Source organism: Kitasatospora sp. NPDC058162, from assembly GCF_042884005.1.
Lineage (GTDB): Bacteria > Actinomycetota > Actinomycetes > Streptomycetales > Streptomycetaceae > Kitasatospora.
This window is the reverse complement of the sequence record NZ_JBHVUS010000007.1, coordinates 263,148-276,622: the sequence shown is the minus strand read 5'-3', so window position 1 is coordinate 276,622 and position 13,475 is coordinate 263,148. Positions and strand designations below refer to the sequence as shown.

11 protein-coding genes are annotated in these 13,475 nt (G+C 73.2%); 7 read left to right on the top strand and 4 right to left on the bottom strand.

The genetic code is table 11. The features are described from left to right. Positions 1-187: 187 nt before the first annotated feature. Positions 188-3,058: a BTAD domain-containing putative transcriptional regulator gene (locus ACFVXG_RS16880; RefSeq protein ID WP_387928224.1), complete on the top strand. Its 2,871-nt coding sequence runs from the start codon at positions 188-190 to the stop codon at positions 3,056-3,058. Positions 3,059-3,108: 50 nt separating this feature from the next. Here ACFVXG_RS16880 and ACFVXG_RS16875 read toward each other — a convergent pair whose 3' ends face one another. Both ACFVXG_RS16875 and ACFVXG_RS16870 read right to left on the bottom strand, forming a co-directional pair. After that, positions 3,109-4,695 carry an FG-GAP-like repeat-containing protein gene (locus tag ACFVXG_RS16875; RefSeq protein WP_387928223.1) on the bottom strand — a complete coding sequence of 529 codons (1,587 nt, stop codon included), beginning with the start codon at positions 4,693-4,695 and terminating at the stop codon, positions 3,109-3,111. Between the two features lie 109 nt (positions 4,696-4,804). After that, the gene (locus ACFVXG_RS16870; RefSeq protein WP_387928221.1) at positions 4,805-6,112 is read right to left on the bottom strand and encodes an FG-GAP-like repeat-containing protein; all 1,308 of its coding nucleotides are present in this window, start codon (positions 6,110-6,112) and stop codon (positions 4,805-4,807) included. A 221-nt stretch (positions 6,113-6,333) separates the two neighbouring features. Between ACFVXG_RS16870 and ACFVXG_RS16865 the strand changes: the two genes are divergently transcribed. The 4 genes from ACFVXG_RS16865 (at position 6,334) to ACFVXG_RS16850 (ending at position 9,233) form a co-directional block, all read left to right on the top strand. Further along, a complete protein-coding gene (locus ACFVXG_RS16865; RefSeq protein ID WP_387928219.1) occupies positions 6,334-7,281 on the top strand; it encodes an SPFH domain-containing protein in 948 nt (315 codons plus the stop codon). Between the two features lie 10 nt (positions 7,282-7,291). Next, complete coding sequence (locus ACFVXG_RS16860) at positions 7,292-7,519, top strand: hypothetical protein (protein ID WP_387928218.1); 228 nt, start codon at positions 7,292-7,294, stop codon at positions 7,517-7,519. A gap of 50 nt (positions 7,520-7,569) precedes the next feature. Further along, positions 7,570-8,199 carry a GPP34 family phosphoprotein gene (locus tag ACFVXG_RS16855; RefSeq protein ID WP_387928217.1) on the top strand — a complete coding sequence of 210 codons (630 nt, stop codon included), beginning with the start codon at positions 7,570-7,572 and terminating at the stop codon, positions 8,197-8,199. 101 nt (positions 8,200-8,300) lie between these two features. After that, positions 8,301-9,233 carry a 1-aminocyclopropane-1-carboxylate deaminase/D-cysteine desulfhydrase gene (locus ACFVXG_RS16850; RefSeq protein ID WP_387928215.1) on the top strand — a complete coding sequence of 311 codons (933 nt, stop codon included), beginning with the start codon at positions 8,301-8,303 and terminating at the stop codon, positions 9,231-9,233. Between the two features lie 29 nt (positions 9,234-9,262). Here the strand turns inward: ACFVXG_RS16850 and ACFVXG_RS16845 are convergent, their stop codons facing one another. Both ACFVXG_RS16845 and ACFVXG_RS16840 read right to left on the bottom strand, forming a co-directional pair. Then, positions 9,263-10,768: an LCP family protein gene (locus tag ACFVXG_RS16845; RefSeq protein WP_387928213.1), complete on the bottom strand. Its 1,506-nt coding sequence runs from the start codon at positions 10,766-10,768 to the stop codon at positions 9,263-9,265. Between the two features lie 119 nt (positions 10,769-10,887). Next, the gene (locus ACFVXG_RS16840) at positions 10,888-11,352 is read right to left on the bottom strand and encodes a MarR family winged helix-turn-helix transcriptional regulator (protein ID WP_387928211.1); all 465 of its coding nucleotides are present in this window, start codon (positions 11,350-11,352) and stop codon (positions 10,888-10,890) included. 105 nt (positions 11,353-11,457) lie between these two features. On the opposite strand from ACFVXG_RS16840, the gene ACFVXG_RS16835 reads away from it, so the two are divergent. Both ACFVXG_RS16835 and ACFVXG_RS16830 read left to right on the top strand, forming a co-directional pair. After that, positions 11,458-12,483, top strand: coding sequence for an NADP-dependent oxidoreductase (locus tag ACFVXG_RS16835; RefSeq protein ID WP_387928209.1), 1,026 nt, complete (start codon positions 11,458-11,460; stop codon positions 12,481-12,483). Positions 12,484-12,836: 353 nt separating this feature from the next. Then, positions 12,837-13,331, top strand: coding sequence for a DUF3145 domain-containing protein (locus ACFVXG_RS16830; protein WP_270147090.1), 495 nt, complete (start codon positions 12,837-12,839; stop codon positions 13,329-13,331). Positions 13,332-13,475: the final 144 nt, after the last annotated feature.

Below are 13,475 nucleotides of genomic sequence, written 5' to 3'. Positions count from 1 at the left end.
CGGATGGGAACACCCCGGGAACGTGTTGACGGTGGAACCTCCCCCCGGGCGCCCTCGATCCGGATCCCCGAGCGGCCCGGCGGCACCGGTGAAAACCCCTTGAACACCCACGATGCCCTTCCCCTACGCTGTCGGTGATCACCGTTCTCGTACGGACGGTGCGGTGCATCGGACCGGGGGAACAGCCATGCACTTCAGCCTGCTCGGATCGCTCCTCGTCCGGATCGACGGACAGGAGCGGGCGGTCGGCGGCGTCAAGGTGCGCACCCTGCTCGCCGTCCTGCTGCTGGCGGCCAACCGGCCGGTCCCGCCGGACCGCCTCAAGGCCGCGCTCTGGGGCGATCGTCCGCCCGCCTCGGCGAACGCCTCGCTCCACAACATGCTGGCCCGCCTGCGGAGCCGGCTCGGCGACGGGCAGGGCGACCGCCTGCGCTCCACGCCGCTGGGCTACCTGTTGGAGGTCGCCGAGGGCGAGTTGGACGCCCACCTCTTCGACCTGGGCGTCCAGCGCGCCCGGGACGCGCTGCTGCGCGAGGACTGGGACTCGGTGCACCGGGAGTCGGCCGCGGTGCTCGCACTGTGGCGCGGGGTGCCGCTGGCCGAGCTGCCGGACCTGCCGGAGGCGCAGACGCCGCGCCGGCAGTGGGAGGAGGCCCGGCTGCAGGCCCTGGAGTGGCGGATCGAGGCGGAGCTGCGCCTCGGTCGGGTCAGCGGCCTGGTGCCCGAGTTGACCGGGCTGACGGGCGAACATCCGCTGCACGAGTCCTTCCACGCCCAGCTGATGCTGGCCCTGCACCGGCTCGGGCAGCGCTCCGAGGCCCTGGCGGCCTACCAGCGGTTGCGCCGTGCGCTGGTCGAGGAGCTCGGCATCGAGCCCGGGGCGGGCGTCCGGAAGGTCCACGAGCAGATCCTGCGCGACGAGAGCGACGGGAGCCGTGAGAGCGACGGGACCGGCAGGACCGGCAGGACCGAATCGGCTGAGGAGACCGCGCCGCCCGCGCCCGCTCCCGCGATCCGTCCGCAGGCCCAACTCCCTTCCGGACTCGCCGACTTCACCGGCCGACGAACCGAACTGCGGGCCCTGACCGAGCTGCTGGCCACCCCCTCCGCCGACGACGTGCCCCGGGTGGCCGTGGTCTCGGGGATGGGCGGCATCGGCAAGACCGCCCTCGCCGTCCAAGCCGCCCACGCCGTGAAGCACCTCTTCCCGGACGGCCAGCTGTACGCGGACCTGCGGGGCTTCGGCGCCGGGCCCGCCCGGGACCCGTACGAGCTGCTCGCCGTCCTCCTGGCGGCCCTGGACGGCCGGTCGGCCGAGCACGGCGGACCGGCCCGACCGCTGCCCGAGCACGTCGACGACCGGGCGGCGCTGCTCCGTACCGTGCTGGCGGACCGCCGGGTCCTGCTGGTGCTCGACAACGCCCGGGACGCCGCCCAGGTGGCGCCGCTGCTGCCGGGCGGCCGCCGGAGCGCGGTGGTCGTCACCACCCGCAACACCCTCACCGACCTGCCGGCGAGCGTCCGGCTGTCGCTGGCCCCGCTGGACGTCGAGGAGCAGCGCGCCTTCCTCTCCAGGCTCTGCGGCCCCGAACGGATCCGGCAGGACCCCGACGGTGCCTTCCGCCTGCTGGCCGCCTGTGCGGGTCTGCCGCTCGCGCTGCGGATCACCGGTGCCCGGCTCTCGTCCCGTCCGGCCTGGTCGCTGGGCACCCTGGCCGAGCGCCTGGACGACAGCCGGGGACGGCTGCGGGCGCTGTCCGTGGGGCGGCTGGCCGTCGACACCACCTTCGCCACCAGCTATCTGGCGATCCGCGACAGCGACGACCCCGTGGAGCGCGAGGCCGCGCGCGCCTTCCGTCTGCTGGGCCTGTGGGCGGGCCACACCCTGGGGGTCGACGCCGCGGCCGCCCTGCTGGACCGCCCGCGGGAGTTCACCGCCGACCTGCTCGAACTGCTGGCGGACGTCCACCTGGTGCAGACGCCGGAGCAGTGGCGGTACCGCTTCCACGACCTGCTGGGCGAGTTCGCCGCGGAGCGTGCCCGCCAGGAGGAGCCGGCCGGGCTGCGCGAGGCGGCCGCCCTGCGGCTGGGCGTCTGGTACACGGTCGCCCTGGAGACGGCCGGAACGGTGATCGGACCGGGAGGGGCTCCGCGCCTCGCCGAACCCCCCGCCGTCCCGGTGCCCACGTTCGGCGACCCCCAGCAGGCCCTGGACTGGTGCCGGCAGGAACTGCCCGTCATCAAGGAGGTGATCCGCCGGGCCGCGGACTCCTCCCGCCCCGATCTCGCCTGGCGACTCGCGATCTGGCTCATGGGGTACGCGCACACCTTCTGGTGGACCGGGGAGTGGGACGCCTGTCTGACCGTGGCCCTCAAGGCCGCCCAGGAGCGTGAGGACCTGCTCGGCCAGGCCTGGACGCTGCGGCGGATCGGCGCGTCGCACGGCATGGCCTACCGCAACGACGAGGCGATCGAGGCCCTGGAAGCCGCACTCGCCGTCTTCGACGACCACGACGACGACCTCTGCATGGCCACCATCCTCGGGAACCTGTCCACGGCCCTCAGCCAGCAGGGCCGGCACGGGCCGGCCCTGGCGTACGCACAGCAGGCATGGAAGCTGCACCGGGAAGCCGGAGGGGACGAGGGCACGCCCGGGGTGCTCGCGGCCCTGGCTCAGGCGTACCTGCGGAGCGGGGACTTCGAAGCCGCGCACACCCACTTCCGCGAGGTCCTCGGACTCTGCCGGGCCCGTGGCAACCTGACGCACGCCGCCGTGGCGCTGGCCAACCTCGGCGACTGCCTGCGCGGACTCGGCCGGCGGGGGGACGCCTTCGCCGCGCTCGACGAGTCCCTGGCGATCCGCCGGCGCCTCGGGGACATGAGCGGCATCGCCGACACCCTGATCATCAGCGGCCGCACCCACGCCCATTTCGGGGACCTCCCGCAGGCTCGGGCCTGCTTCGAGCAGGCGGCCGGGCTCAGCCGGGACCACAACATTCCCGCCTACGTGCAGCAGAGCCTCGACGGGCTCGAACGCCTCCGCGACGTACGACGGTGAACACGTCGGCGCCGCCCGGGAGTTCCCCGGGCGGCGCACTGCGAGCGGGATCAGCCGGTGGGCACGCCGGTGGCCACCTGGCCGAGGCCGATCCAGCTCCCGTGGCCGTCGCCGCCGTTCCAGGTGTAGACGGTGGCGGCGTTGGACGGCGGGTCGGTGCGGATGTAGTCCGCGTTTCCGCCGCCGTCGAAGTCGGCGAACTGGACGCGGTCCTGGTCGGTGGTGAGGCCGGTGGCGACCTGCCCCAGGGCCACCCAGCCGCCGCCGGTGTCACCGCCGCGGTTCAGCCAGACCCGTACGGCGCCGCCGGGGTCGATGACGGCGTAGTCGGCCCTGCCGTCCCCGTCGAAGTCGGCGAGGCGCACGCGCCCGGCGTCGGTGGTGAGGCCGGTGGCGACCTGGCCCAGGTCCTGCCAACCCCCGTGCCCGTCACCGCCCTTGTTCAGGAAGACGTGTACCGAACCGTCCGGGTTGACGACCGCGTAGTCGGCCCGCCCGTCACCGTCGAAGTCCGCGAGTTTCACCCGGCCGGCGTCGGTGGTCAGGCCGGTCGCGACGATGCCGAGGTCCTGCCAACCCCCGTGCCCGTCACCGCCCTTGTTCAGCCACACGTGCACCGAACCGTCCGGGTTGATCACCTCGTAGTCGGCCCGCCCGTCACCGTCGAAGTCGGCGAGGCGCACGCGGCCGGGGTCGGTGGTGGCGCCGGTGGCGACCTGACCGTAGTCCTGCCAACCGCCGTGGCCGTCACCGCCCTTGTTCAGCCAGACGTGCACCGAACCGTCCTGGTTGATGGTGATGTAGTCGGCCCTCCCGTCGCCGTCGAAGTCCGCGTACCGGACGCGGCCGAGCCCGCCCGATTCGCCGGCGGTGTTGGACGTCACGGAGGCCCGGGCCGTACCGGCGGAGTACGCTTGGTCCAGCCCGGCGTAGAAGGACTGCGCCATCCGCCGGTAGCCGCTGTCGTTGGGGTGGAGGCGGTCGGTCATCTCGGACGGTGTCAGGGCCGGCGGGTCCACGTACCGGAAGGAGTTCCCGGCCCGGGCCTCGATCGCCTGCAACTGCCGGGCCGCGTCGTTGTAGCCGGACGGAGGCACCTTGAGGCCCTGGGTGGTCGGGATCACGCCCTCCATGACCACCGCCACGCCGGGCCGGTCCGCGTAGATCCGGTCGAGGAGGGTCTTGAGGCGGTCGGGCGTGTGGGTCGGGTCGGTGCTGCGGTCGAGGTCGTTGACGCCGATGTGCAGCAGGACGACGTCCGGGTGGGCCTCGGCGAGCCACTGGTCGATTCCGGCGCGGATGTCGTCGATCATGTAGCCGGAGTGGCCCTCGTGGGCGAGGTCGGGCAGCTGCCCGCCGGCCTGGGAGCCCACGTAGCGCACGGTGTAGCGGGACTGGCCGGCGACCAGGTTCCACAGCGGAGCCCGGTAGGACGACCAGGTCGCGCTGCCGGCACCCGCGGTGATCGAGTCGCCGAGCGGCATGACGCGCAGCGAGGGCACGGCGGTGCCGGTGCCGGCGGTCGTGGTGGCGGTCGCGGGCGTCGGCGCGGCGTGCGCGGACGGCGCGTCCGGGGCGGCGACCGCACCGGCCGTGCCCAGCAGGGCGCTCAGGCCGAGCAGCAGGATGCGTTTCATGGTTCCCCCCATGACGTGTTCGGTGTTCGGGTCGGGCTGGGGGCTTCGGCTGACGGACCGAAGCCCCCGGGTGACGCCGTCGACGGTAGTCAGGCGCCGTTCGCGGGTGTCAGGCGCCGGTGGCGACCTGACCGAGGTTGGTCCAGCCACCGTGGCCGTCGCCACCGTCGTTGCGGTAGACGTTGACCGAACCGTTCGGGTTGGTGGTGATGTAGTCGCTGCGGCCGTCGCCGGTGAAGTCGGCGAGGACGACGGCGTTCTGGTCGGCGGTGGTGCCGGTGGCGATCTGCCCGTAGTTGCTCCAGCCGCCGTGCCCGTCGCCGCCCCGGTTGAGGTAGGTGACGACCGAGCCGTTGCCGCCGATGGCGGAGTAGTCGGCCCGCCCGTCACCGTCGATGTCGGCGAGGCGCACCCGGCTGGGGTCGGTGGTGAGGCCGGAGGCGATCTGCCCGTAGTTGACCCAGCCGCCGCCGGTGTCGCCGCCGCGGTTGAGGTAGGTGCCGACCGAGCCGTTCGGGTTGATGACGTTGTAGTCCGCCCGGCCGTCGCCGTCGATGTCCGCGAAGCGGACGCGGCTGACGTCGGTGGTCAGGCCGGTGGCGACGATGCCGAGGTCCTGCCAGCCGCCGCGGCCGTCGCCGCCGCGGTTGAGGTAGACGTGCACCGAGCCGTCCGGGTTGATGTAGATGTAGTCGGCCTTGCCGTCGCCGTCGAAGTCGGCGAAGCGGACGCGGTTGGGGTCCGCGCCGAGGCCGGTGGCGACCTGGCCGAGGGACGTCCAGCCGCCGCCGGTGTCGCCGCCGTTGTTCAGCCAGACGTTGATCGCGCCGGTGGGGCCGACGGTGATGTAGTCGGCCTTGCCGTCGCCGTCGAAGTCCGCCCACTTGACCCGGCCGTTGCCGGCCTCGGTGCCGCTGTGGTGGTTCCAGTGCGTCCTGACCATGCGCCACTGGGCCTCATCGCCCTGGAAACCGGGCCTGCAGACGGGGGTGCCCTGGGCGACCTTCAGATAGCAGCCCTTGGGGCTGCCGATGGTCGTCCAGCGACCGTCCAACCCGCCCTGCGACCAGGCGAGCCCGTAGTCGTGGCTGCCACAGCCCACGGTCAGGACGTTGGACCCGTCCGTCGCCAGGCAGGAACCGCCGTAGTACATGGAGCCGTCGACGAAGTTGTTCTGGTACCCGCTGACGAAGTACTGGTTGTCGTTGCTGCCGCAGGGCTGGAGCGCGACGGGCCACGCACCCGTGTCGGTGGTTCCCACCAGGCACAGCCCGGTCGCCTTGTTCTGGATCTGGAACGCCAAGGGGTGCACGTCGGCCGACGCCTGGCCGGTGGAGAACGACAGGCCGGCCACCAGCATGGCGACGACGGTCAGGCCGGCTCTGATCCGGCGGAATCGGGGAACTCTGATCTTCACGTGTCCTGCCTCTGGCGTTGGGTGCGTGCGCCCGGCCCTCGCTTCGCTGCGGGCCGGTCACACGGGGACGGCACGAGGCTGACAGCGGCCTGCAACAACGCCCCAACATTCCACCAACCGCCCGGAACGGCCCTGGCGCACCGCACGGAAAAAGTGATATCACTTTGACAGCTGCAGCGGGCATCCGCGCGGCGCACATCGCACAGGGGGGAGTCGGTCCCATGACCGCACCGCACGTCTCCGTCGAGGACGGCCCCGTTCTCGACCTCCCGGCCCCGAAGACCACCGAGCGGGTCATCACCGGCGCCTCCGGGCTGCCGGTGCTCGGCGGCGCGCTGCTCGGCGTGGTCGCCGGGCTGGCCGGGCTGATCGTCGGAGGGGTCCAACTGGCCGGCGGGAACAAGGGCTTGGGGGTTCCGCTGGTGGTCCTCGGGCCGCTGCTGCTGCTCACCTCGCTGGTCCTGCTCTGCGGACTGACGGTGGTCTCGCCCGGCTCGGCCCGGGTGGTCCAGCTGCTCGGCACCTACCGGGGGACGATCCGGGCCGAGGGGATCAGCTGGCTGAACCCGTTCACCAGCCGCCGGCACATCTCGCTGCGGATCCGCAACCACGAGACCGAGACCGCCAAGGTCAACGACGCGGACGGCAACCCGATCGAGATCGCCGCCGTGGTGGTCTGGCAGGTCGAGGACACCGCGATGGCGGTGTTCGAGGTGGACGACTACACCGACTTCGTCGCCGTCCAGACCGAGACGGCCGTCCGGCACATCGCCACCAGCTACCCGTACGACGCCCACCACGAGGGGCAGTTGTCGCTGCGCGACGGCGCGGAGGAGATCACCCGCAAGCTGTCCGCCGAGATCGCCGCCCGGGTCGCCTCGGCCGGCGTGCGGGTCATCGAGTCCCGGATCACCCGGCTCGCCTACGCGCCCGAGGTCGCCCAGGTGATGCTCCAGCGCCAGCAGGCCGGGGCCGTGGTGGCCGCGCGACGGCTGATCGTCGAGGGCGCCGTGGGTATGGTCGAGGAGGCCCTGGACCGGCTCGCCGAGCGGGACGTCGTCGAGTTGGACGAGGAGCGCAAGGCTGCCATGGTGAGCAACCTCCTGGTGGTGCTCTGCGGCGACCGGGGCACCCAGCCCGTCGTGAACACGGGCTCCCTCTACCAGTAAGGGCGCGGCGTTGGCGACGGAACGGAAGAAGCTCCTGCTGCGACTGGACCCTTCAGTTCACGACGCGCTGGCCAGATGGGCCGGGGACGAACTGCGCAGCACCAACGCACAGATCGAGTTCGTGCTCCGCCGCGCCCTCACCGAGGCCGGCCGGATGCCCAGCGGTGCGGCCCGGCTTCCCCGGCGCGGCCGACCGCCCAAGGAGAGCCCGGAGAGCGGCGGTCCCGCCGAGGACTGACCGCGGTCGCCGGGCGTCCCGCAGATCTTCCAGATCCTTCGGAGACCGAGATGGACCTGCCCGTCAATCTTCCCGAGAAGTTCTACCTGCTCGCCTACGACCCGGAGCGCGGGCGCCTCACCCGCACGTCCGAGCTCGACCTGGCCCTGCGGGCGGCGGCGCTCACCGAGCTCCTCCGCCGCCGGCTGATCCGCGACGACGGTCGGCACCCGGCCGCCGTCGACGGCCCGGCCGACGGGCTCGACCCGCTCTCCGCCGCGCTGCTGGAGCAGATCCGCCAGGAGCGGCGGCGCACCTGGAAGCGCTGGATCGGGCGCCCGCGGCGGTCGGCGCGGGTGGTCCGCGACGGGCTCGCGGCCGCCGGCCGGATCCGGGTCGAGGAGCGCCGGGTGCTCGGGCTCTTCCCGGTCGCCCGGGTCACCCTTCCGGAGCCCCGGGTGCGCAAGGCGCTGACGGCGGGCGTCATGTCGGCGCTGCGCGGCCCGCTCAGCCGGGTCGACCCGGCGGACGCGGCGCTGGTCGCCCTGGTCGACGCCGCCCGGCTGGGCTCGGCCCTGACCTGGCGCCAGCGGCGCGAGTTCCGGACCAGGATCGACAAGCTGGCACCCGCCGCGGGCCCTGTCCCGCGCGCCCTGCGGATGGCCATCACCGCGAAGTACGCGGACGGCGGGGCGGGCTGACCCGCCCGGGATCCGCCCCCGGCCCGACCGTCCGACGGACGGCCGGGCTTCCGGGCGTCCGGGCGTCCGGGGTCCCGGGCGCGGGCCCGTAAGCTGGCCGGGTGCTCGAACCCGCCCTGTTGCCGACTCCGCTGGTGGACTGCACCGACGGGGTCTTCGCCCGGGCCGGGGTGGAGCTGCGGCTCAAGCGGGACGACCTGCTGCACCCGAGCGTCCCCGGCAACAAGTGGCGCAAGCTCGCGCCCAACCTGGCCGCCGCCGTCGAGCAGGGCCACACCCGGCTGCTGACCTTCGGCGGCGCCTACTCGACCCACCTGCGGGCGGTCGCGGCCGCCGCCGCCGCGCTGGGGCTGGAGAGCGTCGGGCTGGTGCGCGGCGAGGAGTTGGCCGACCGGCCGCGCAACTGGTCGCTGCGGGCCGCCGAACGGTCCGGGATGCGGCTGGAGTTCCTCACCCGGGCCGCCTACCGGGAGGCTGCCGGCCGGGCCGGTGCCGAGGACGGTGCCGAGGACGGCGCCGGGGACGCTGCGGAACTGCGGCGCCGCTGGGGCCGGTGCCTGGTGCTCCCGGAGGGCGGTTCCAACGCCCTGGCCGCCATCGGCGCGGCCGCGATCCCGGCCGAACTGCCGGACCTGGGCGGGCGCGACGTGGTCTGCTGCCCGGTCGGCACCGGCGGCACCCTGGCCGGCATCGCGGCGGGCCTGCCGCCGGGGGCCCGGGCGCTCGGGGTGGCCGTGCTGCGCGGTGGCGAGGGCTACCTGGAGGCGGAGGTGGCCCGGCTGCACCGGGCCGGGTTCGGGCGCGAGTTCGACAACTGGCGGATCGACCACGCCCACCACGGCGGCGGCTACGGCAAGGTCCCGTCCGAACTCGCCGCCCACGCCGAGGAGTTCGAGCGCCGTCACGGCATCCCGGTGGAGCGCCGGTACGTCGCCAAGCTGCTCGCCGCACTGGCCGACCTGGCGCAGGCGGGCGCCTTCGAACGCGGCACCCGCCTGACGGCCGTGGTCACCGGCCTGCCGGACCCGGAGTAGGCCCGAAGGGGCCTACGACTCGGAGGCGCCTACGACCCGAAGGTCAGGTCGGCGCAGGGGTCGGTGTCGGCGCTGCGGGTGTTCTCGGCTATGCCGGTCGGGATCCCGCCGGGCGCGGGGGTCGTGGGCGAATCGGAGGGCGAGGAGAGCGAGTTGAGCTGGGTGCCGGCCGCCTTGTAGTCCGCGCCGAGGGTGACGGTGATCGCGCCCGAGCCGGGCTCCTCGACGGCGCCGGCGCCGGGGAAGAGCGCGGCGACCTGGTCGGCGGTGGCCTTGAGCGCCGGGTCGTAGGAGACCTCGGTGTGCTGCTTGCCGGGGTTGTTGGCGCCGAGGACGACGTTCTGGAAGCCGCGGCCCTTGAGGGTCTCCGCGCCGGAGCCGGCCAGCCCGGCGGTGCCGACGCCGTTGACCACGGTGATCTGGGCGGCGGCCTGCTCGGGGGTGAGCGGGGTGCTCGGGGCGGTGCTCGCGTTCGGCGAGGCGGAGCCGGACGCGGCGGCGGTGGCCGCGCCGGTGCCGGCGGTGCTCTGCCCGTCCAGGGTGCGGTCCTCGCGCAGCAGCTTCCACAGGGTGTCGGCGTCGGGCTGGACCAGTCGCACCCGCTCCCCGGCGAAGCGCCAGGGGGCGGTGACGAAGGTGACGTCGGAGAGCTTGATGTCCTCGACCGAGCGGGCGAAGTCCACCAGCTTCATCGCGGTGCCGAGGCCCTCGTCCACGGTGAGCGACTTGGTGGCGGCGTCGGCCAGCGGCAGCAGGGTGGGCAGCGAGAAGCCCTGGCCCTGGACCTTCTTGATCATCGAGGAGAGGAAGGCCTGCTGGCGCTTCATCCGGCCTATGTCGGAGTTGTCGCCGATGCCGTGGCGGGCGCGCAGGTAGTCCACCGCGGGCTTCCCGGAGAGCTTCTGCATCCCCTTCTTCAGCTGGATGCCGTACTCGTTGACGTCGTTGGGCACGCAGGCGTCCACGCCGCCGATGGCCTCGGTCATCGCGGCGGCGCCCTTGAAGTCGACCACCACGGTGTGGTCGACCCGCAGTCCGGTGAGCTTCTCCACGGTGTTCTGGGTGCAGGCCGGGTTGCCCTTGGCGAGTTCGCCGACGCTGAACGCCGAGTTGAACATCTGGTCGTTGCGCGGCTTGGACCAGGTGCCGTCCGCCAGCTTGCAGGACGGGATGGTGACCAGGGTGTCGCGGGGGATCGAGACCCCGACGGCGTGCTTGTGGTCGGCGTAGATGTGGACCAGGATCGCGGTGTCCGAGTTGCCGACGCCCTCGTCGCCGCCGCCCAGCGAGTTGTTGCCGTCGTCCCGGGTGTCCGAGCCGAGCAGCAGCACGTTGACCGGCACCTGGGCGCCGGGGCTGGCCGGGACGGGGGCCGGCGGGCGCTCGGTGGCGACGCCGCCCTGGTCGAAGGTGGTGATGTTGCTGTCGAGCCGGTGGTAGAACCAGGCTCCGGCACCCACGACCGACAGCACCAGAACGGCGGCCAGGCCGATGGCGGTCCGCAGGTAGCGGCGCCGGCGCGTGCTGCTGCTCATCCTCCGTGCCCCCCGTCTTCAGGTTTCTCGCGTTCGATGTTCGAACGTTAGACGTTCCGGAAGGCTGTTCGGTTACCCCCTGGGGGCGGTCGAATCGACCGGCGGGGCTGTGATGCTGGTCACGCGCCGGGGCCGGCGGCGCCGGTGAGCATCCGGCTGAGCAGGTCCCGCAGCACGGTGCGCTCCTCCGGGCCGAGCGCGGCGAGCGGCTCGCGGGCGAAGTTGAGCGACTCGCGCAGCTCCTCGGAGGCGGCGGCGCCGGTCTCGGTGGCGGCGACCAGTTTGACCCGGCGGTCCTGCCGGTCGGCCTCCCGGGTGACGAAGCCCCGGGCCTCCAGTCGGTCGACGATGCCGGTGATGTTGGAGGGCTCGCAGCTGAGCGTCTGGGCGATGTGGCGCATCGGCAGCGGGCCGCGCCGCAGCAGGGCGAGCACCTTGGCCTGGGCGCCGGTGAGCGAGCGGGCGGCGGCGGCCTCCTCGTACTCGCGGTGGAACAGCGCGACCAGGTTGGCCATCAGGTCGACGACCTCGCGGGTGATCTCGTCGGACTGCGGCGTGGCGACCTCGGTGGGCTGGGTGTCCATGCTCCAGAGTCTACCTGAAAAGTTGACAACATGAACCTTTCATGTCCATCGTTACTTCAGTTACTCAACCTTTCACCTGCCGAACCCCCTTCGAGGAGTACCGCCATGGCAGAGCAGGCCGCCCCCGCCACCGCCCGTGAATGGCACCTCGCCGCCCGCCCCCAGGGCTGGCCGGCGCCCACCGACTTCGCCCTGGTCGAGGCCCCGGTCCGGACCCCGGGCCCGGGCGAGATCCTGGTCCGCAACACCCACCTCTCGGTCGACCCGTACATGCGCGGCCGGATGAACGACGTCAAGTCGTACGTGCCCCCGTTCCAGCTCGGCCAGGCGATGGACGGCGGCGCGGTCGGCTACGTGGTCGCCTCCGAGGCCGAGGGCTTCGCCCCGGGCGACGCCGTGCTGCACGGGCTCGGCTGGCGCGAGTACGCCACCCTGGACGCGAAGCGCGCGGTCAAGGTCGACCCGGCCGCCGCCCCGCTCTCCGCCTACCTCGGGGTGCTCGGCATGCCCGGCCTGACCGCCTACGCCGGACTGCTCGCCGTCGGCGCCCTCAAGGAGGGCGACAAGGTCTTCGTCTCCGGCGCGGCCGGTGCCGTCGGCTCGCTGGTCGGCCAGATCGCCCGGCTCAAGGGCGCCTCGCTGGTGGTCGGCTCGGCCGGCTCGGCGGAGAAGGTCGCCAAGCTGGTGGACGAGTACGGCTTCGACGCGGCCTTCAACTACAAGGACGGCCCGGTCGCCGAGCAGCTCGCGAAGGTCGCCCCCGAGGGCATCGACCTCTACTTCGACAACGTCGGCGGCGAGCACCTGGAGGCCGCGATCGGCGCCCTCGGCGTGCACGGCCGCGCGGTGCTCTGCGGCGCGATCGCCCAGTACAACGACACCACCGCGCCCGCCGCCCCGCGCAACCTGGCGATGGCGATCGGCAAGCGGCTTCGCCTGGAGGGCATGCTGGTCGGCGACCACGCCGCCCTGCAGCCGCAGTTCGTGACCGAGGTGGGCGGCTGGCTGCGCTCCGGCGAACTGCGCGGCGAGGAGACCGTGGTGGACGGCTTCGAGAACGCCGCCGAGGCCTTCATCGACCTGCTGCGCGGTGCCAACACCGGCAAGATGGTCGTCCGCCTGGAAGGCTGACCCTCCGTCAGGAGGCCGAACCGCCCCGCCGCCCCCGACCGGGCGCGCGGGGCGGTTCGCGTGCACGGCGCAGGGGATCCGGCCGCACTACCGCATTCCGGCCGGATCCGAAAGTGCGTCAGCCATCGTGCGGCGCCGCGCGGTACGGTGGTCCCGCCTGGCGATGGGGCCGTTCGGGGGAGAGATCCGGCCGAGGGGTAGACCTCGTTGAGGATTCGACTAGCATTGAGCGAAAGCCTGTCCGTTTTGCTCAATTTAGTAGCTTAATGTCGGCTAACGTGGGTAACTGTGGATCAACTGCAGGCACGAGGCAGCTGGGGAAGGCGACCCTCGTCCACAGCCTGGAGGTCCCGGTGACGACACGTGGAGTTCTCTACATCCACTCCGCGCCCCGCGCGCTGTGCCCGCACGTCGAGTGGGCCGTCGCGGGGGTGCTCGGTGTGCGGGTGAGCCTGGACTGGATCCGCCAGCCGGCCGCACCCGGGCACTGGCGTGCCGAGCTCTCCTGGCAGGGGGAGCCCGGCACCGCTTCGAAGCTCGCCTCCGCGCTGCGCGGCTGGCAGCTCATGCGGTACGAGGTGACCAGCGAGCCCTGCGCCACGGCGGAGGGGGAGCGGTACAGCAGCACGCCCACGCTCGGCATCTTCCACGCCGTCACGGGCATCCACGGCGACATCCTGATCCCCGAGGACCGGCTGCGGGCCGTCCTGCTGCGGGCCCGCAGCGAGGGGGCCGACCTGGAGGCCGAGATCTCCCGGCTGCTGGGCAAGCCCTGGGACGACGAGCTGGAGCCGTTCCGCTACGCGGGCGAGGGCGCACCGGTGCGCTGGCTGCACCAGGTGGTCTGAGCCCGCGGGACGACATGACGGAGGGGCCGGCGCCGTACGGCGCCCGCCCCACCCACACCCCCTCGCACAGGTGCCGGCCCCCCCCCCCCCCGTTTTGGCCCCCCCACCGCCCCGGGTGTAAAACCCCGGGCTCCCCGCCACCCG

Excerpts from the sequence above, each read along its gene's own strand:
- ACFVXG_RS16880 (WP_387928224.1), top strand. The coding sequence starts at position 188 with ATGCACTTCAGCCTGCTCGGATCGCTCCTCGTCCGGATCGACGGACAG.
- ACFVXG_RS16875 (WP_387928223.1), bottom strand. The coding sequence starts at position 4,695 with ATGAAACGCATCCTGCTGCTCGGCCTGAGCGCCCTGCTGGGCACGGCC.
- ACFVXG_RS16865 (WP_387928219.1), top strand. The coding sequence starts at position 6,334 with ATGACCGCACCGCACGTCTCCGTCGAGGACGGCCCCGTTCTCGACCTC.
- ACFVXG_RS16855 (WP_387928217.1), top strand. The coding sequence starts at position 7,570 with ATGGACCTGCCCGTCAATCTTCCCGAGAAGTTCTACCTGCTCGCCTAC.
- ACFVXG_RS16845 (WP_387928213.1), bottom strand. The coding sequence starts at position 10,768 with ATGAGCAGCAGCACGCGCCGGCGCCGCTACCTGCGGACCGCCATCGGC.
- ACFVXG_RS16840 (WP_387928211.1), bottom strand. The coding sequence starts at position 11,352 with ATGGACACCCAGCCCACCGAGGTCGCCACGCCGCAGTCCGACGAGATC.
- ACFVXG_RS16835 (WP_387928209.1), top strand. The coding sequence starts at position 11,458 with ATGGCAGAGCAGGCCGCCCCCGCCACCGCCCGTGAATGGCACCTCGCC.